This is a genomic window from Bacillus sp. GW823-FHT06B01 (assembly GCF_058952315.1).
Map to the genome: position 1 here is coordinate 79597 of NZ_JBXAHR010000005.1, position 19942 is coordinate 99538.

A 19942-nucleotide genomic window follows, 5' to 3' on the forward strand; every position below is an offset into this window, starting at 1 on the left:
AAAAAAATTTCACAGGAATGTTACATTTCTCACAGAAACACCAAGACTATATGTAGTAACATTTTAATCAAAAGACAACAACATATTGGTGGAGGGTTATAAATGTTACAACGAAATGTACGTGGAGAAGAATTAATGAGAGTGTTTGAGACGATTGTCCACGGTAGTGAGCAAGATTTAATGCAAGAAAATGCAAATGTAGATGGTCGCTCTCCAATGGGAGTAATGGGAACGTTCGCATCAGAGAGTGCGAAATATTATGCAGTTGAAAATTTATTGTCAGATCAAGTGAAAAAAGCGATAAATCAAAATATATTATATCCACATGACTTAGATTTTTATGCGACAGGAACGACGACTTGTTCGCAAATTCCGTTAGCGCAAATGCTTGCGGACGGTTTTCATACCGGACATGGGCATATGAGACAACCGCAGGATATTAAAAGTGCATTGGCTCTTTCGTCTATTATTTTTCAAGCGAATCAAAATATGCAGCACGGTGGTCAATCATTTGCACTCTTTGATATTGATTTAGCTCCATATGTGAGAAAAACAGTAGCGAGACATAAGAAACGATTACAGTCATATCCGCTTACGAAAGAACAAATAGAAGAATTTGCATGGGAAGAAACAGAAAATGATACGTATCAGGCGTGTGAAGCTTTCGTTCATAATTCAAATAGTATGCACAGTAGGGGCGGGGGACAAGTACCGTTTATTTCTATTAATTATGGAACAGACACATCAAAAGAGGGACGGTTATTAGTTAGACAACTTTTAAAAGCGACACAAGCTGGTCTTGGTAAAGGAGAAACACCAATTTTTCCGATTCAAATTTTTAAAATGAAAAAAGGTGTGAACTTTGAAGAATGTGATCCGAACTATGATTTATTTGAATTAGCGTTAGAGACAACGGCGGAACGATTATTCCCTAACTTTTCATTTTTAGATGCGCCATTTAATGCAGTGCATTATAACGGAAGACCGGAAAGTGAAGTATGTTATATGGGATGTCGTACCCGTGTTATGTCTAACATACATGGAGAAGAAACAGCGATTGGAAGAGGCAATTTATCATTTACGTCTATCAACTTAGTGAAATTAGCGTTAATTAGTGGTTCAAAAGAAGCATTTTTTGAAGCGTTAAATTATTACCTAGACTTAGGAATTAAGCAATTATTAGAGAGATTTGAGTATCAATGTACGAAGCGAGCAAGAGATTTTCGATTTTTATATTCACAAGGTGTATGGCGCGGTGGAGAGAATTTACAGCCTGAAGATTCTGTAGCATCCATTTTAAAGCAAGGGACGTTAAGTCTTGGTTTTATCGGTCTTGCGGAGTGCTTAGTAGCTTTAACAGGAAAGCATCATGGAGAAGATGAAGAATCATGGAAACTCGGGTATGAAATCATTTCCTTTATGAGAGATAGAATGGATAAAGCGACGGAAGAACATGAACTGAATTTCTCAGTAATTGCAACTCCTGCAGAAGGGTTATCAGGGAAGTTTGTGAAAAAAGATAGAGAAGAATTTGGTGTGATTAGCGGTATAACGAACCATAATTATTATACGAATTCATTCCATATCCCAGTTTACTATAGCATTCAAGCGATAAATAAAATTCGTTTAGAAGGACCTTTCCATGCCCTATGTAATGGGGGACATATTACGTATATTGAGCTAGACGGAGCAGCTATGCATAACAAACAGGCGTTAAAACAAATTGTACGAGCGATGGCAGATCATGGCGTTGGATACGGTTCAATTAATCATCCTGTTGACCGTTGTAAGTGCTGCAGTTATCACGGAGTTATTGGAAATGAATGCCCAAGTTGCGGAAATGAAGACGAGGCTAATATAGAAAGAATTCGCCGTATTACAGGCTATCTTGTAGGAGATATGTCGAAGTGGAATAGTGCAAAACGTAGTGAAGAGATGGATCGGGTGAAGCATCAATGAAAGTGATGAATATCATTCATGATAGTGTAGTAGATGGAGAAGGGTTGCGGACAGTCGTGTTTTTTGCGGGCTGTCCGCATCGTTGTTTCGGTTGCCATAATCCGAAATCGTGGAATATTTGTAATGGAACTGAAATGACAGTAGTAGAAATTGTGAAAGAGATTGCAAGTAATTCATTAACTGATGTAACATTTTCAGGTGGAGATCCATTTTTTCAAGCTGCTGAAGTGAAAAAAGTAGCAAAAGCTGTGAAAGACTTGAAAAAAAATCTTTGGATGTATACAGGTTATACGTTAGAAGAGATACAGAGTTCTCAAAATAATGATATGATAGAGTTGTTACATTATGGGGATGTTTTAGTCGATGGAAGATTTGAAATCGAGAAAAAAGATTTAACACTTCCATTTCGCGGAAGCTCCAATCAACGTATTATTCGATTGAAAGAGTAAAAAGGCGGGATAGATGATATGAATAAAACAGTATTACTAGTTGAAGATGAAAGAAGATTACGTGAAATCGTTAGTGATTATTTTCGTAATGAAGGCTTTGAAGTAATCGAAGCAGAAGATGGAAAAAAAGCGTTAGAATTATTTGCAGAGCATGAAATTGATTTAATTATGTTAGATATAATGTTACCAGAAATAGATGGATGGTCTGTTTGTAGACGAATTAGAAAAGAATCAGCAGTACCAATCATTATGTTGACAGCACGTTCGGATGAGGATGATACATTACTAGGGTTCGAATTAGGTGCAGATGAGTATGTAACGAAACCTTTCAGCCCGAAAGTGTTAGTAGCTCGCGCGAAGACATTATTGAAGCGTGCGGATGGCGTGGTAGGAGTAGCGGAAGAAAATGCTATGTCTTTAGCTGGAATAGAAGTGAATCGTCTATCTAGAACCGTTTTAGTAGATGGAGAAGAAATTATATTGACACATAAGGAATTTGAACTTCTTGTTTATTTAATGGAGAACAAAGGAATTGTGTTGTCACGTCAACATTTATTAGATCAGTTATGGGGATATGATTACTACGGTGATGACCGAACGGTTGATACTCATATTAAAAAACTACGAAATAAGCTAGGAGATAAAGCGAAGCATATCGGTACTGTTATTCGAGTGGGTTACAAATTTGAAGAATAACCTTTAAATTACTATGCGCTTTAGCTTTGGGATATAGCAAATTTATACTCTCTTTTGTAGGTGGAATGTACAAAAAATACTTTTCTTGTCTACAATGTTAGATAAGAGTATTTTTTTAATTGGATTTCACGATGAGTTCACAAGAAGGACACAAAACGTGACTATACTGAAAATACGAATTCACCAGAGAGGGGAAGTAAACATGGGATATTACGACGGACCAAATTTAAATGAAGAGCATAGTGAAACGAGAGAAGTGAGAAAATCAGGTAGTAAAAAAGGTTATTTTTTCACAGGTTTAGTCGGAGCTGTAGTTGGGGCTGTCACAATTAGTTTTGCGGCACCATATATGCCATGGGCTCAAAATAATGGAGCGGCTGTATCATCATTCAGTTCGGATTCAAAAGTTGAAGGTACTGTAGTTCCTGTTGTCAATAAAGCAAAAAATGAAACTGATTTACCTGGTATGATTGAAGGCGCGAAAGATGTTGTTGTAGGTGTTATTAATATGCAACAAAGTGTTGATCCATTTGCAATGCAACCGACAGGCCAAGAGCAACAAGCTGGCTCAGGATCGGGTGTTATTTATAAAAAAGCAGGAAATAAAGCGTATATTGTAACGAACAACCATGTAGTAGATGGAGCGAATAAACTTGCTGTAAAACTAAGTGATGGTAAAAAGGTAGATGCAAAACTTGTAGGGAAAGACCCTTGGTTAGATTTAGCGGTTGTAGAAATTGATGGATCTAATGTAAATAAAGTTGCCACTTTAGGTGATTCAAGTAAACTTCGTGCGGGTGAAAAAGCGATTGCAATTGGTAACCCACTAGGGTTTGATGGAAGTGTAACGGAAGGTATTATTAGTAGCAAAGAACGTGAAATTCCAGTAGATATCGATGGCGATAAGCGTGCAGATTGGAATGCTCAAGTTATTCAAACAGATGCAGCAATTAACCCAGGTAATAGTGGTGGTGCGTTGTTTAACCAAAATGGTGAAATAATTGGGATTAATTCAAGTAAAATTGCACAACAAGAAGTTGAAGGAATTGGATTTGCTATTCCAATTAATATTGCAAAGCCAGTTATTGAATCACTTGAAAAAGACGGAGTAGTGAAACGTCCAGCTCTTGGAGTAGGTGTCGTTTCATTAGAAGATGTGCAAGCTTATGCAGTAAATCAATTGAAAGTACCGAAAGAAGTAACAAACGGCGTTGTATTAGGTAAAATTTACCCAATATCACCTGCAGAAAAAGCTGGTTTAGAGCAATATGATATTGTAGTATCATTAGATAATCAAAAAGTAGAAAATTCACTTCAATTCCGTAAATATTTATATGAAAAGAAAAAAGTAGGCGAGAAAGTAGAAGTTACATTCTATCGTAACGGTCAAAAAATGACGAAAACAGCTACTTTAGCAGATAATTCAGCTACAAAGAATCAATAATTGAAATAAAAGAAAGTCTCTTTCATATTGAAAGAGACTTTCTTTATCGGCTATACTAAAGGAATAGGAGGGATAAATTATGACAATTGAAAACCCAACTCGTACGGAAATTGGTGAAGTATTAAAGAAAAGCAAAACGATTGCAGTTGTTGGATTATCGGATAAGCCAGAACGTACATCGTATATGGTTTCAAAAGCAATGCAAGATGCTGGGTATCGCATTATTCCAGTAAACCCAACAGTAGATGAGGTGCTTGGAGAAAAAGCAGTTTCTTCACTAAAGGATATTAGGGAACATGTTGATATTGTAAATGTATTCCGTCGTTCAGAATTTTTAATGGATGTTGCGAAAGAGTTTGTAGAGATTGATGCAGATGTTTTTTGGGCACAATTAGGAGTACAAGATGAAGATACATATAAACTTTTGCAAGAAAAAGGCTATACTGTAATAATGGATCGTTGCATTAAAGTAGAACATGCGATGACAAAATAGTATAGGTTTTAAAGAGAGAAAGATTGATTCAGCCCTCGTTATAAATAAGTAGGGCCGATGAACGAGGTGTTCATCATGAGATTTTTTAAAGGCTGTTTGTGGGGATTGTTACTTGTTATCCCATTTTGGATATTGATCATTTGGATCATGATAAAGGTTTGGAATGTATAATCTTGGCATACATATCCATTTCTCGTTGACAAACGATTATTTTTCTGAAATAGTAGCCTAGAGGAATCCTTGTGAAAAAACAAGGATTTTTCTATTGAAAATGGTATATAAAAGAGATAAGATAACTTGCCAAAACTATAGTCGAGGCGTTATTCTATAATAGAAACATATGTTCTGATTTGATTAGGAAAGGGGCAAGGAGTTTGGCAAAGCATCAGTTCCAATATAATGAAGATGCAATTCAAGTGCTAGAAGGACTTGAAGCCGTTCGAAAACGCCCGGGTATGTATATCGGGAGTACGGATAGCCGTGGATTGCATCATTTAGTATATGAAATAGTAGATAACTCCGTTGATGAAGCGTTAGCGGGATTTGGCGACGAAATTTCTGTCGTAATACATAAAGATAATAGTATTAGCGTTATTGATAAAGGGCGAGGAATGCCTACGGGAATGCATAAACTTGGGAAACCTACACCTGAAGTTATTTTAACTGTACTTCATGCCGGTGGTAAGTTTGGTCAAGGTGGCTATAAAACAAGTGGAGGTTTACACGGTGTTGGGGCATCAGTTGTAAATGCCTTGTCAGAATGGTTAGTAGTGACGATTAAACGTGACGGAAATATTTATGAACAACGCTTTGAAAATGGTGGTATTCCTGCAACGACACTGGAAAAGATCGGGAAGACGAAAGAGTCTGGTACGACAATACATTTTAAACCAGATACAACGATTTTCAGCACAACAAATTATAATTACGAAACATTATGTGAAAGATTACGTGAATCTGCATTCTTATTAAAAGGGATGAAAATCTCAATAAAAGATGAGCGAAATGATTTAGAAGATGTCTTTCATTATGAAACAGGAATCGAAGCTTTCGTTTCATACTTAAATGAAGAAAAAGATTCAATCCATCCGGTTGTATATTTTACTGGTGAACAAAATGGAATTGAGGCAGAGCTAGCTTTTCAATTTAACGATGGCTACTCAGAAAATATTCTTTCGTTTGTAAATAATGTACGTACAAAAGATGGTGGAACACACGAAGCTGGGTTTAAGACAGCAATGACACGTGTGTTCAATGAGTATGCTCGTAAAGTATCGTTATTAAAAGAAAAAGATAAAAACTTAGAAGGTACAGATATTCGTGAAGGTGTAGCGGCTATCGTTTCTGTACGTGTACCAGAAGAAGTACTTCAGTTTGAAGGGCAAACGAAAGGGAAACTTGGTACAAGTGAAGCTCGTTCTTCAATTGATGCAGTTGTATCTGAGCATTTAGCTTACTTTTTAGAAGAAAACCCGGATGTTGCTACACTTCTTGTGAGAAAGGCAGTTAAAGCAGCGCAGGCACGTGAGGCTGCTCGTAAAGCGAGAGAAGAAGCGCGTACTGGTAAAAAGAAAAAGAAATCAGAAGGTACATTAAGTGGTAAGTTAACACCAGCACAATCACGTAACCCGCAAAAAAATGAACTGTACCTAGTAGAGGGTGACTCTGCGGGTGGTTCAGCGAAACAAGGTCGAGACCGACGTTTCCAAGCGGTATTACCGTTACGTGGTAAAGTAATCAATACAGAAAAAGCAAAACTTGCTGATATCTTTAAAAATGAAGAAATTAATACAATCATTTACGCTATTGGCGGTGGTGTAGGGAATGAATTCGCTGTTGAAGATATTAACTACGATAAAATTGTAATTATGACCGATGCTGATACAGATGGTGCGCACATTCAAGTATTGTTACTAACGTTTTTCTACAGATATATGAAACCACTTATCGAAGCTGGCAAAGTATTTATTGCACTTCCTCCTTTATACAAAGTAAGTAAAGGAAAAGGTAAGAGTGAAGTGATTGAGTATGCATGGTCTGATGAAGAATTAGATGGTGTAACAAAAAAGGTCGGTAAAGGCTACATGCTGCAGCGCTATAAAGGACTTGGCGAAATGAATGCCGATCAATTATGGGAAACGACGATGAATCCTGAAACACGTACGTTGATTCGTGTGAAAATTGACGATGCATCAAGAGCGGAGCGCCGAGTTACGACATTGATGGGTGATAAAGTAGAACCTCGCCGTAAATGGATCGAACGAAATGTACAATTTGGTATGCAAGAAGAAGGAAATATTTTAGAAAATGAAATGATTATGGAGACGGAGGTGGAATAACATGCAGGCAGAGAAGTTTCATGACCTCCCGCTTGAAGACGTGTTAGGTGACCGCTTTGCACGTTATAGTAAATATATTATTCAAGATCGCGCGCTTCCAGATGCGCGTGACGGTTTAAAACCGGTACAAAGACGTATTTTATATTCTATGTATGTAGAAGGAAATGTACATGATAAAGCATTTCGTAAATCAGCTAAAACAGTTGGTAATGTTATCGGTAACTACCATCCACACGGTGATTCCTCTGTATATGAGGCGATGGTACGTTTAAGTCAAACTTGGAAAGTACGTAATGTTTTAGTTGAAATGCATGGTAATAATGGTAGTGTGGATGGCGATCCAGCAGCGGCAATGCGTTATACGGAAGCACGATTATCACCAATCGCATCTGAGTTATTGCGTGATCTCGATAAAGAAACAGTAGAATTCGTGTCAAACTTCGATGATACGAGTGAAGAACCTGTTGTACTTCCAGCGATGTTCCCGAACTTACTAGTGAACGGATCGACAGGAATTTCAGCTGGTTATGCAACAGAAATTCCTCCGCATCACCTTGGGGAAGTAATTGATGCGACGATGATGCGTATTGATAAGCCGAATAGTACTGTTGATGATTTATTAACAGTTATGAAAGGACCAGATTTCCCCACGGGTGGTATTATTCAAGGGATTGATGGTATTAAAAAAGCGTATGAAACAGGAAAAGGTAAAATTATTATTCGGGGAAAAGCGGAAGTTGAAACGATCCGTGGTGGGAAGCAACAAATCGTTATTACAGAAATTCCGTATGAAGTAAATAAAGCGAACCTTGTTAAAAAAATGGATGAATTACGTCTAGATAAAAAACTAGATGGAATTGCTGAAGTACGTGATGAGACAGATCGTACAGGTCTTCGCATCGTTGTAGAGTTAAAAAAAGAAGTAAATGCTGAAGGTATTTTAAATTATTTATATAAGAACACAGATTTACAAATTCCATATAACTTTAATATGGTAGCGATAAATAATCGTCGTCCGACACTTATGACATTACCTAAGATTTTGGATGCGTATATTGGGCATCAAAAAGAAGTTGTTACGAGACGCTCACAATATGAATTAAGAAAAGCAGAAAACCGTCAACATATTGTAGAAGGTTTAAAGAAAGCATTATCGATTTTAGATGAAGTGATTGAAACAATCCGTGCTTCTAAAGATAAACGTAATGCAAAAGATAATTTAAGTACGAAATTTGGATTTACAGAAGCGCAATCAGAAGCAATTGTTTCGCTGCAACTATATCGTTTAACGAATACAGATATTACGGCGCTAGAACAAGAAGCAGACGAGCTTAATAAGAAGATTATAGAGTTACAGTCAATTTTACAAAGTGAAAAAAGACTTCTTCAAGTTATTAAAACAGATTTGAAGAGAGTCAAGAAAACATATAGTGATGATCGCCGTGCTATTATTGAAGAACAAATTGAGGAAATTAAAATCGATGTGGAAGTTATGATTCCGCAGGAAGATGTCATCGTTACTGTAACGAAAGAAGGATATGTGAAGCGAACAGGTTGGCGTTCACATAATGCATCGAACGGAAAAGACTTCGGTATGAAAGAGGGTGACATCTTACTGGAGCGATTCGATACGAATACGACAGAGACAGTCCTCTTATTTACGAATAAAGGAAACTATATATATCTGCCAGTATATGAAATGCCAGAAATTCGTTGGAAAGATTTAGGTCAACACGTTGCGAATCTCGTTTCACTCGAGCGGGATGAAATGATTATTTGGGCGACCGTCGTACCGAACTTTGAAGAAGAAAAACGATTTATCGTATTTGTTACACGAAATGGTATGATTAAGAAAACAGAATTAAATCAATATAAAGTTCAGCGTTATTCAAGAGCGTTCGTCGCTGTGAATTTGAAAAAAGATGATTATGTTGTAGATATATTTGCAACAGATGGAACGAGTGATATTGTTCTTGCAACTTATGGTGCATATGCACTTATTTTTCATGAAGATGAAGTAAGTCCAGTCGGTGTAAGGGCCGCTGGTGTAAAAGCAATTAACTTAAAAGAAGATGATTATGTCGCTTCTGGTAAACCGTTAAATGGTGACAAAGATCAACTTATTCTTGTTACGCAGCGAGGTGCTGTAAAACGTCTAAAAGCATCAGAAATTGAGAAATCAACGAGGGCGAAGCGAGGCCTTGTTATTTTTAAAGAGTTAAAACGTAATCCATACCGTATTGTCGGTATTGAAATTGTTCGAGATGATGAACTAGTATATATGAAGACTGAGAAACATATTGTAGAAGAAATTGACCCGAAAGCGTATCGAAATAAAGACCGGTATAGTAACGGTAGTTTAGTACTAGATGTTAATGATACTGGTGAAGTTATTGAAACGTGGACAAAAAAACGACCGGAGTAAAAAAGCATCTTGCTATGAATAATGGCAAGATGCTTTTTCTAGGCAAATTATTATGTAAATAATAATAATCTTGTTATAATAACTGAATGAAATCGTTCTCATAAAGTGAAACTTTAATCAATCGGACTTTTACGAGCAGTTGATTCCTCAACTAATTTCTTTGCTTTCGCTGAATTTTGAGGTAGGAATCTTACTGTCCGTTAAAGCGGGACAGATGGAGGAGCAACATGGAAAAAATAGGTGTAGGCATTGTAGGATTTGGATTTTCTAGTACAACATTTCACATCCCATTATTACAAACGATAGAAGAATATGATATTCGTGCTATTTTATCTTCAAAAGAAGAACTAGTGAGGCAAGCATTACCAAATGCTGAAGTTGTTGGCACAATTGAGGAATTAGTAAATCGTGCTGATATTGACTTAGTGGTCATTACTTCACCGAATACAACTCATTTTCCATATGTAAAAGAAGCAATTTTACATGGTAAGCATGTAGTTGTGGAGAAGCCATTCGTTGTTTCAATTGAAGAAGGCGAAGAACTAATTTCATTAGCAAAACAACATAATGTGGTGTTAAGCGTGTATCATAATCGCCGTTTTGATAATGATTTCTTAACGATAAAGAAATTGTTAGAAGAAAATAGAATAGGGAATCTATACACATATGAAGCGCATTTCGATCGTTTTCGCCCGAATGTACGTGATCGCTGGAGAGAAAAGAATTTACCAGGATCAGGTATACTGTATGATTTAGGATCGCATTTAATTGACCAAGCATTATCATTATTTGGGAAACCAGATGCGATAAGTGCAGATGTAATCAAACAACGACCAGGTGCAGAAATTGATGATTACTTCCATGTTATACTTCACTACGGTGTTAAACGTGTCACTTTACATAGTAGCAGTTACGTAAAGCAAGAAGGTCCACACTTTACACTGCATGGAGATAAAGGTTCTATCGTGAAATACGGTATGGATTCACAGGAAGAACAATTAAAAAATGGAATGAAGCCAGGCGATAACGGTTATGGATTAGATGCTGAAGAGAATTTTGCTACTTTACATACGGAAGAAAAGCTAGAGCGTATTCCAACAGAAGTTGGCTGTTATGACATGTATTATAAAGGTGTAAGAGATAGTATAGTAAATGGTGAGAAACCACCTGTAACAGCACAAGAAGGCTTAGAAGTTATTCGACTTATTCAATTAGCGATTGAAAGTAGTGAAACCGGTAGAGTCATCACTGTAAAGTAAAAAAGACACGAATTTCGTGTCTTTTTTATTAGGAATATGTGAATATGGATAATTATTTAGTTTAATCGTTTGTCATACATTAACTGGATTTGTATGCCGTAAGGATCTTCAATAATCCCATATGCTTCACTAAATATATTTTTTTCTAGCGGAGAGATTATCTTCACATGCTTATCAGAAATTAAATTATTATAAAACCTTTGTATTTCTTCTAAATTAGCGCTTTGAATGCAAAGTGACATGTTATTTCCAACGTTATAACGTTCATTAGGCTTCATTGTATCTTCTGCTATCATTAGCTTTGTATTCCCAATTTGTAAAACAGAGTGAGCAATATGATCTTTATTTTCACTTGTAATTTTAAAAGAACTATCTCTTTTGGCCAGTTCTCCATACGTAACAATCATTAACTGCGTAGCTTCTAAATTACGTGTGTAAAAATTAATTGCCTCCTTTGCTTGCCCATTCATTGAAAGAAAAATAGCTATTTCTAATGTCATAAATATATAACTCCTTTCTTAGTTAATAATTATAATATAGACTAAAAAGGTTTCAATACATGACACCTTTTTAGGAGGGAAATATGAAAAAAACGGAACGAATAAATGATATGCTTATTTTCTTGAATAATAAAAGATATTTTAATTTAAAAGATTTAATGGCTAGATATGATATTTCTAAAAGTACCGCGTTGCGAGATATTCAATCATTGGAAGAAATAGGTGTACCAATATATTCCGAACTGGGTAGAAATGGAAGTTATAAAATTATAGAAAATAGTGTGTTATCGCCAATTTATTTTAGTGTGGATGAAATGTATGCGTTATACTTTTCGATTCTTACGCTAAATGGATACAAGACAAAACCATTTAATGTAGAAAGTATTGCGCTTGAAAATAAATTTAAACATGTATTACCTGATAATGTGCGTAAAAATATTTCAATTATGGAACGAACGCTTTCTTTTGAAGTAACAAATCATAGTAATTTTAGTCCGTTCTTAAAAGAAATTTTGCAGGGGATTTTTGCTGAGCGAGTTTATCATGTAACATATTTAAAAAAAGATGAGGAGAAAGCCTTGGTCGCACAATTTATTCGAATAGAATCTAAATTTGGCCAGTGGTATGCTAAAATCTTTAATTTTGAGACAAATCATGTTCAAATAATTAGATGTGATAAAATTCTTTCTATTGTGGAAACAAGTAATATTCATCCAAAAAACCTTGAAGAATTATTAAGTTATCTTACTAATTTTCACAGGAAGCCTGATGCAACGGATTTTAGTGTCATTGTTAATCAAAAAGGAAAAGACATTTTTGATAAAGAGAATTACCCTTCCATGAGGATGCAAAAGAAAAATGAAAATTATATTATAACAGGCTATTTTAATAAACAAGAAGTTGATTTTATCTCGAACTATTTTCTGAATTTCGGTGAAACGATTATCTCGATTCAGCCTGTTATGCTAAAAGAGTTAATCTATAATAAGGTGTTATCTATAAAGCAGCATTTAACTTCTTTAAGATAAAGTTAGTTTTAGCTATTTATTTGATATGAAAAAGCCCTTGAGATTTAAATATCCAAAGGGCTTTTTGGTGATTTTACTTGTTTTTAGAAACAATTATTTTTCAGGGACGGACAGTCCATAAAAGAACATCGTAACGATATCTTGTATATGTTTTTCACGATCTCCTTCAAGAAGCTGAGCCCCGAAATCATCACCTAGTTTAGTGAACATTTGAATGTATAGTAACATCATTTCTTTAGTAAGGTGAGGGTTAATTTCATTTTTTTGCTGTGCTTGTTCTAATATTTCTAAATACCAAGGCAGGATTTTTTCGTTTTGATAACTATAAATAAACTCTCGGAGCTCTTCATCTCTTTGCATCATTTGTAGTAACATATCCGGCTGAAATAACCCACCAGTATTCATTTTTCTTACAATCATTTTTTGCATCATCTCATGAAAAGGTAATTTGTCCTCTGCAAGATCTTTATAATATTGAAATTCAGATATGATAAATTCTTGTATAAGTTCTCTAAATAACGCATCTTTACTTCCGAAATGATTATAAATGGTAACTTGAGAAACGTTTGCTTCTTTTGCAATATGTTCTATTTTCACTTCATTAAATCCACGTTCTGAAAATAATAAGAAGGCTGCCTCTTTAATGGCACGTTTTTTCTTTTCTTTCACTTTTTCAAAGCCGTTCAATGCAATCACCTCAATTAAAATATACAAGAAAAATTAATGGAAAACAATAATTTTGAAATATGGACATATAAAAATTTCAAAAAGTTGTTGCGAATATGAAAGATGAGGAGTACAATAATTTTGAAATATCACATATTAAATATTTCAAAAAATGAGGTGGAATTATGATTTCAGTTCAAAATGTCACAAAACAGTTTTCAAATGGAAAAGGTTTGTTTCATATTACATTTGATGTAAAAGAAGGGGAAGTATTTGGTTACTTAGGACCAAATGGTGCTGGGAAATCCACAACAATTCGTAATTTAATGGGATTTATAAAACCAACAGCTGGTAAAGCGACAATTTTTGGATTAGATTGTTGGAATGAAGCGGCGAAAATCCAAAGGAAAGTTGGTTATCTGCCAGGTGAAATTTCTTTTATTGAAGGAATGAACGGATTAGATTTTTTAAAGTTAATGCAAGGAATGCGCGGGTTAAAGGATACGAAAAGACGAGATGAATTAATAGAACGTCTACAATTTGATGTGAAAACACCGATTCGAAAAATGTCTAAAGGAATGAAGCAAAAAGTAGGAATTGTTGCTGCTTTTATGCATGATCCAGAAGTGTTAATTTTAGATGAACCAACATCAGGACTCGATCCACTTATGCAGCAAGTGTTTATCGATTTAATATTAGAAGAAAAGCAAAGAGGGAAAACAATCCTTATGTCATCGCACATTTTTACTGAGATTGAGAGAACTTGTGACAGAGTGGCTATAATTAAAGATGGTCGCCTTGTAACGGTTGAAAATATTCATGATTTACAAAGCTTGAGACGACAGGTAATAGATGTAACCGTATCATCGCAAGAAGAGATTGAATCTCTTACACAATGTAATTTGCAATTTGAAGCGGTGAAAGGTAGAGAAGCATCGATTATTGTGCAAGGAAACTATCAAACTGTTTTACAAACACTTTCAAACTATAATGTAACGGCGCTTCAAACGAGAGTAATGGATTTAGAACATTTATTTATGCATTATTACGATAAGAAAGAAGGGGTAAAGCATGAATAAGCAATTGTTTTTAGCTAGTTTGAAAGAAACACAAAAAAGTATTTTGAGTTATGCAACTGGTGCAGCTCTATATTTATGGTTATTAATTTGGATCTTCCCTTCAATGGTATCAGCGAAAGGGTTAAATGAATTAATAAGTGCTATGCCTGATAGTGTGAAAAAAATTGTTGGAATGGAAAGTCCGATTCAAAACGTAATGGATTTTTTAGCTGGCGAATATTATAGTCTATTGTTTATTATCATATTAACAATTTTTTGTGTAACAGTTGCAACGCATTTAATTGCTCGTCATGTAGATAAAGGAGCGATGGCATACTTGCTAGCAACACCTGTATCTAGAGTGCAAATTGCAATCACGCAAGCGGCTATTCTCGTATTAGGGCTACTAATCATAGTAACTGTTACGTATGTAGCGGGTATAGTAGGTGCAGAGTGGTTTCTACAAGATAATAACTTAAATAAAGAATTATTCCTGAAGATAAATATAGTCGGTGGGTTAATATTTTTAGTCGTTAGTGCGTATTCATTTTTCTTTTCTTGTATATGTAATGACGAAAGAAAGGCACTTAGCTACTCAGCAAGTTTAACTATTTTATTTTTCGTAACGGACATGGTAGGTAAATTAAGCGATAAGTTAGAGTGGATGAGAAATATATCATTATTTACGCTATTTCGTCCGAAAGAAATTGCTGAGGGAACGTATAATATATGGCCAGTGAGTATAGGTTTAACTGCTGGAGCCCTTTGTATTTTCATAGTAGCAATTGTAGTGTTTAGGAAGAGGGATTTACCGTTATAAAGTAGAAAGTCCACTGATAGAGTGGGCTTTTTTGATGAGGAGGAAACGAATGAATCATTTGTTCCGGGTTAAGCTATATGTAAATGATATTGAGAAGTCATTATTGTTTTATGAAGAAGTAATTGGTTTACAGTTGTATAAAAGAAGTATGCATGCAGCACGCTTTAATCACGATCAGTTCTCTCTGTTACTAGCTACTGATTCAACATTGAGTGAAAATCACTATTTTTACAATCGAAAAGACATGAAGGGGAATGGCTTTGAACTAATTATTGTTGTCAATCGGATTGAAGAAGTATATGAACGTTGTAAAGAGAAGCGATGCACAATACAAGAAGAAATTCAAACTTATCCGTGGGAGATGCGGGGATTTAAAGTTGTCGATCCAGATGGATATTTCCTTAGAATTACATCTGAGTAAAGGTAAACATGAAGAATGTTTACCTTTTTTTATGGAAATATTCAAAAAATGAACCTTTTTCTAGGCTCATCCGTCTAATACATGTAAAGTTAAATTTGAAGTGAGGATGAAACAGGAGGAGCAATTGTGAAAGTAATCCCTTTATATAAAATGATTGTAAAAGAAGAAACCGATGTTTCTTTAGCGAAAAAAGGTGATCATGAAGCGTTTATGGCGCTTATACATACAGAAAAAGTGAAGATGTATCGCATTGCAAAGGCTATGTTACGCGATGAGACAAATATAGAGGATGCGATACAGGCAACAATTTTAAAAGCCTATGAAAATATAAAAAAATTAAAGAAAGAAGAGTTTTTTCAAACTTGGTTAATTCGAATTTTGATAAATGAGTGTAACAACATTATTAGATCATACAAAAAGATAATGGTAATAGAAGAAAATGATTACAATATGAGTGCTTATGATCAGTATGAAGATATAGATTTGTGTAATGCGATTCAATCATTACATGAAGAGTTAAGAGCTGTAACGGTGCTTTTTTATTATGAAGATATGAATCAAGAAAGTATAGCGAAGCTTTTAGAAGTGCCAAAAGGAACAGTGAAATCGAGATTGTCACGCGCGAGGGAACAATTGGAAAAGCGATTAAAGATGGAATAGGGGGTGTATAGGATGGATAACGAAAAATTATTTGATGAGAAAATAAAAAAGAGAATAAAAGAAGAGAATGTTATAGTACCACCAGAGTTAAATGAAAAGATTAATCGTACACTACATAATCTTCCGGTAAAAAAGAAAGGTTACAAAGTTTATATGATGGCTATAAGTGCTGCGGTTCTAACACTGTCCATTGTGTCTATGTCGGAGTTTTCTGATCAAATTTTTGCTCAAAATGGTGGGGTATTTGAATATGTAAAGAAAAAGGCGTTTTCTGATTATGAAAATGAAGAAGAAATAAAATCGAACGTAAACTATCCAGATAAAGAAAAGATTCATGAAAAGATGCTGGATTCCATTGATCATTTTAAAAATATTTCAGGACAATTTGAGGAATATTCTAGTTCGTCAAGAATTGCTACAACATACAAATATGCGCTTGATACGGAGCGACAAAGAGGTATCTCTTCGAAAGAAGATAAGCTAACGAAAAAACGAACAATTATATATAACGAGGGCAAGAAAAAAGAATTTGATGATGAGAAGTATACATATAGAGAGACAAAATGGAGCCCGAGGGAAAGAAACTATGAACTATTAAAATTAAATCCTACGGAAAGATTATTGAGAAAATCAGGTGAAAAGAAACGATATGATGACGAATATGTGGGATTTGCGAAGTATAGTATGCAATCAGAATTTGCTGAGCTATTAATTCGATATAAAGATTGGAATTATAAAGAAACGAAGTATCTTGGACTTGATTGCTACAAAATAGAAGGGACAATAAATATAGAAATGCCTGTAAGTACATCTGAAGATTTAAGAGGGAAATTTGAAATGGTTGTAGAGAAAAATACGGGGATTATGCTAAAGTTCCTTAGTTTCCACGAAGGTATGATTCAATATTCGATTACGACTGAATGGATACAAATAAATAAAGGATTGAAAGAGAATGTATTTCAAAAGGATAGCGCTAAGTATGAAAAATTGAAAAACATATTAGATGAATAGAAAACGGGGGGAAATATATGGAGAATACCTCTTCTTCAAGAGAAAAGAAAAATAAAAGAAAATATAAGAAGACAATGATAATAAGTGTATTGTTAGTAGTATTACTATTTGGCGGAGTGGGATATGGTGCTTATGTGTATATGAAAACTTCTAATCTCGTACAAAAGTCTAGTTTAAATTTAGCGCGTGGTGAAAAATCACATTTACGTGAGGAAACTGTAAAGCCAATTGCAAACAATGTTTCACTTTTAATTATGGGAATTGATGAAAATCAAGAACGACAAAAGGAGTATAATGGTGCTTTCCATACAGATGCACTACTGTTAGCTACTTTTAATAAAGATGATAAGACAGTGAAATTAACGAGCATACCACGTGATACATATACATATGTTCCAGTTGAAAAGAAAAAAGATAAAATAACGCATGCATATGGAAGTGGTTTCGTTAAAAATGGTAAAGATGGAGGACCGCAAGCTTCAGTGGAAGCAGTAGAAAAGTTGTTACAAGTGCCTGTTGATTATTTTGTGAAGTTTAATTTTAATTCATTTACTAAAATTGTTGATGGATTAGATGGAATTGAAGTAAATGTCCCAGTTGAATTTACGGAGCAAAATAGTAAAGATGAACCTGACGCAATCCATTTGAAAAAAGGACTACAAAAATTAACAGGGGAAGAAGCACTTGCACTGGCAAGAACGCGTCATATTGATAGTGATGCAATGAGAGGTCAGCGCCAACAACTTGTTATTGAAGCGATGTTAAGTAAATTAAAAAGTGTAGGCTCGATTACGAAGCTAGAAAAAATAGTTGAGGCGATTGACGGCGATTTTAAAACAAATTTAGTAATGGATGATATTTTATCTTTTTATAAATACGGTTTAAATGGTTCAGTTGAAAAGATTCAATTAGGCGGAGATGATTTATATTTACCTAACGGTCCAAATGGGCAACGTGTATATTATTATAACCCTAATAAAAAAGATCTACAGAGTTTGAGTAATACGCTTAGAACACATCTAGGATTAAGTGAAAAGCAGATTGAGGAGAATTAAAGCAGGCATAATGTCTGCTTTTTTATTACGTTTAATAGTATGACATTTAAATTCAAATATTATATACTATTTTCAAGTTATGGATGATAGTATAACATAATGATGTGATTTAAGTTAAATACCAGGGGGGATATTACATAAAATACATCATTAGCAATTATTTGTGGTATTGCAGTAGGGGCAATTTGGCCTAGTGTTGGACAAGAGAAGAAGCCAATTGGTGAAACATTCATCAATATGATTAAAATGGTTATTGCACCGATAATCTTTTTAACGATTGTGCTTGGTATTGCAAGTATGGGAAGTATGAAAAAGGTAGGTCGTGTTGGTGGGAAGGCACTATTATATTTTGAAATCGTTACAACAGCGGCTTTACTTATTGGTATCATCGTAGCGAATGTTGTACGTCCCGGAGATGGATTAGATCCTTCGAAACTAAAGGGCGGAGATGTTTCACAATATGTACAAAGCGGGCAAGAAATGCAGTGGATGGATTTCTTTTTACATATTGTGCCGTCTAACATGTTTGAAGCATTTGCAAAAGGTGATATTTTACAAGTTCTGTTCTTCTCCATTTTATTCGGTGCAGGGTTAACGATGCTCGGGAAAAATGGACAACCTGTTATCGACTTTTTTGAAAGATTATCGAAAGTATTTTTTAATATTTTATCTATTGTTATGAAGTTAGCACCAGTTGGAGCATTCGGTGGAATGGCGTTTACAATTGGTAAATATGGTTTAAGTACGTTAATACCACTTGTTAAACTAATGATTTGTGTATACGACAATGGCATTATTCGTTTTTATTGTTTTAAATTTTATTTGTAAACTGTACAAATTTAGCTTGTGGAAATATTTAGCACATATTAAAGAAGAATTACTTATTGTTCTAGGGACATCATCATCAGAATCAGTACTGCCGCGAATGATGACAAAGATGGAAGACTTCGGGTGTTCTAAGCCAGTAGTAGGTTTAGTCATTCCGACAGGTTACTCTTTTAATTTAGATGGAACGACGATTTATTTATCGATGGCAACTATATTTTTAGCTCAAGTTTTTCACGTCGATCTTTCACTAGGTCAACAATTAACTATAATAGCTATTTTATTAGTTACATCTAAAGGGGCAGCAGCAGTAACAGGTGGAGGTTTTATAGTACTAGCATCTACTTTATCTGCAATGAATGTTATCCCGTTAGAAGGGTTAGCGCTATTACTTGATGTAGATCGTTTCATGTCAGAAGCACGTGCTATCGTCAATTTAATTGGTAACGGTATTGCGACTGTAGTTGTTGCAAAAAGTGAAAATGAATTTGATGAAGAGAAGTATACGAGAGTAATAGAGGAAATGAAAAAAGAGAAAATGGTCGGATAAAAAAGTCAGCAAAGCTGACTTTTTTATTTTTGTAGAAAAGAGGTTTGTTACGATATACATTATTTATTAACAATAATTTACAAGTGTTTTATAGTGGAGGGATATAAAGGTTATTAAATCAATACATAGAATTCAATGAGATATAGTGTTTCGAAAGATTATGGAATTTTTATGAATATTACTGTAAAAAAATAATTTTTTAAAAATTTTCAATAATAACACTTTACAAAACTCAAAAAATTAGTAGAATAATAGTTAATAAGAATCTTCTGATAAATATATAA

At 34.6% G+C, this 19942-nt stretch carries 17 protein-coding genes and 1 pseudogene; 16 read left to right on the plus strand and 2 right to left on the minus strand.

Going from position 1 to position 19942, the window contains the following annotated elements:
* The first annotated feature begins 102 nt into the window (after window positions 1-102).
* The 8 genes from AC1Q8N_RS21975 (at window position 103) to AC1Q8N_RS22010 (ending at window position 11064) form a co-directional block, all read left to right on the plus strand.
* On the plus strand, window positions 103-1959 hold the full coding sequence (locus tag AC1Q8N_RS21975; protein ID WP_098079633.1) for an anaerobic ribonucleoside triphosphate reductase: 1857 nt from the start codon (window positions 103-105) through the stop codon (window positions 1957-1959).
* Window positions 1956-2408: an anaerobic ribonucleoside-triphosphate reductase activating protein gene (gene nrdG, locus AC1Q8N_RS21980; protein WP_048544052.1), complete on the plus strand. Its 453-nt coding sequence runs from the start codon at window positions 1956-1958 to the stop codon at window positions 2406-2408. The genes AC1Q8N_RS21975 and nrdG overlap by 4 nt, the downstream gene beginning before the upstream one ends.
* A gap of 18 nt (window positions 2409-2426) precedes the next feature.
* Window positions 2427-3104 carry a response regulator transcription factor gene (locus AC1Q8N_RS21985; RefSeq protein WP_001044683.1) on the plus strand — a complete coding sequence of 226 codons (678 nt, stop codon included), beginning with the start codon at window positions 2427-2429 and terminating at the stop codon, window positions 3102-3104.
* A 202-nt stretch (window positions 3105-3306) separates the two neighbouring features.
* Entirely contained in the window at window positions 3307-4548 is a 1242-nt protein-coding gene (locus AC1Q8N_RS21990) for a S1C family serine protease (RefSeq protein WP_048544050.1), read from the plus strand.
* 79 nt (window positions 4549-4627) lie between these two features.
* Complete coding sequence (locus tag AC1Q8N_RS21995; RefSeq protein ID WP_048544048.1) at window positions 4628-5041, plus strand: CoA-binding protein; 414 nt, start codon at window positions 4628-4630, stop codon at window positions 5039-5041.
* 374 nt (window positions 5042-5415) lie between these two features.
* The gene (parE, locus tag AC1Q8N_RS22000) at window positions 5416-7380 is read left to right on the plus strand and encodes a DNA topoisomerase IV subunit B (RefSeq protein ID WP_048544043.1); all 1965 of its coding nucleotides are present in this window, start codon (window positions 5416-5418) and stop codon (window positions 7378-7380) included.
* A gap of 1 nt (window position 7381) precedes the next feature.
* Window positions 7382-9805: a DNA topoisomerase IV subunit A gene (gene parC / locus AC1Q8N_RS22005; RefSeq protein ID WP_001147486.1), complete on the plus strand. Its 2424-nt coding sequence runs from the start codon at window positions 7382-7384 to the stop codon at window positions 9803-9805.
* Window positions 9806-10032: 227 nt separating this feature from the next.
* Complete coding sequence (locus tag AC1Q8N_RS22010; protein ID WP_098078811.1) at window positions 10033-11064, plus strand: oxidoreductase; 1032 nt, start codon at window positions 10033-10035, stop codon at window positions 11062-11064.
* 56 nt (window positions 11065-11120) lie between these two features.
* Here AC1Q8N_RS22010 and AC1Q8N_RS22015 read toward each other — a convergent pair whose 3' ends face one another.
* Window positions 11121-11564 (minus strand): VOC family protein, encoded by a 444-nt coding sequence (locus tag AC1Q8N_RS22015; RefSeq protein ID WP_087982129.1) that lies wholly within the window; start codon window positions 11562-11564, stop codon window positions 11121-11123.
* A gap of 83 nt (window positions 11565-11647) precedes the next feature.
* Between AC1Q8N_RS22015 and AC1Q8N_RS22020 the strand changes: the two genes are divergently transcribed.
* On the plus strand, window positions 11648-12592 hold the full coding sequence (locus tag AC1Q8N_RS22020) for a helix-turn-helix transcriptional regulator (RefSeq protein WP_098079630.1): 945 nt from the start codon (window positions 11648-11650) through the stop codon (window positions 12590-12592).
* A 93-nt stretch (window positions 12593-12685) separates the two neighbouring features.
* Here the strand turns inward: AC1Q8N_RS22020 and AC1Q8N_RS22025 are convergent, their stop codons facing one another.
* Complete coding sequence (locus tag AC1Q8N_RS22025) at window positions 12686-13306, minus strand: TetR/AcrR family transcriptional regulator (protein ID WP_098078816.1); 621 nt, start codon at window positions 13304-13306, stop codon at window positions 12686-12688.
* A 137-nt stretch (window positions 13307-13443) separates the two neighbouring features.
* Here AC1Q8N_RS22025 and AC1Q8N_RS22030 point away from each other — a divergent pair, with 137 nt between their 5' ends.
* The 7 genes and pseudogenes from AC1Q8N_RS22030 to AC1Q8N_RS22060 all read left to right on the plus strand — a co-directional run bounded on the left by AC1Q8N_RS22030 (window position 13444) and on the right by AC1Q8N_RS22060 (window position 19658).
* Window positions 13444-14337 (plus strand): ABC transporter ATP-binding protein, encoded by an 894-nt coding sequence (locus tag AC1Q8N_RS22030; RefSeq protein WP_493521380.1) that lies wholly within the window; start codon window positions 13444-13446, stop codon window positions 14335-14337.
* Complete coding sequence (locus tag AC1Q8N_RS22035; RefSeq protein WP_001041452.1) at window positions 14330-15136, plus strand: ABC transporter permease subunit; 807 nt, start codon at window positions 14330-14332, stop codon at window positions 15134-15136. The genes AC1Q8N_RS22030 and AC1Q8N_RS22035 overlap by 8 nt, the downstream gene beginning before the upstream one ends.
* 49 nt (window positions 15137-15185) lie before the next feature.
* Complete coding sequence (locus tag AC1Q8N_RS22040; protein ID WP_048544029.1) at window positions 15186-15557, plus strand: VOC family protein; 372 nt, start codon at window positions 15186-15188, stop codon at window positions 15555-15557.
* 126 nt (window positions 15558-15683) lie between these two features.
* Complete coding sequence (locus tag AC1Q8N_RS22045) at window positions 15684-16217, plus strand: sigma-70 family RNA polymerase sigma factor (RefSeq protein ID WP_048544027.1); 534 nt, start codon at window positions 15684-15686, stop codon at window positions 16215-16217.
* Window positions 16218-16229: 12 nt separating this feature from the next.
* Window positions 16230-17228, plus strand: coding sequence for an anti-sigma factor (locus tag AC1Q8N_RS22050; protein WP_098079626.1), 999 nt, complete (start codon window positions 16230-16232; stop codon window positions 17226-17228).
* A gap of 17 nt (window positions 17229-17245) precedes the next feature.
* Window positions 17246-18283: an LCP family protein gene (locus tag AC1Q8N_RS22055; protein WP_098079624.1), complete on the plus strand. Its 1038-nt coding sequence runs from the start codon at window positions 17246-17248 to the stop codon at window positions 18281-18283.
* Between the two features lie 156 nt (window positions 18284-18439).
* A pseudogene (locus AC1Q8N_RS22060) lies at window positions 18440-19658 on the plus strand (dicarboxylate/amino acid:cation symporter).
* The last annotated feature ends 284 nt before the right edge of the window (window positions 19659-19942 follow it).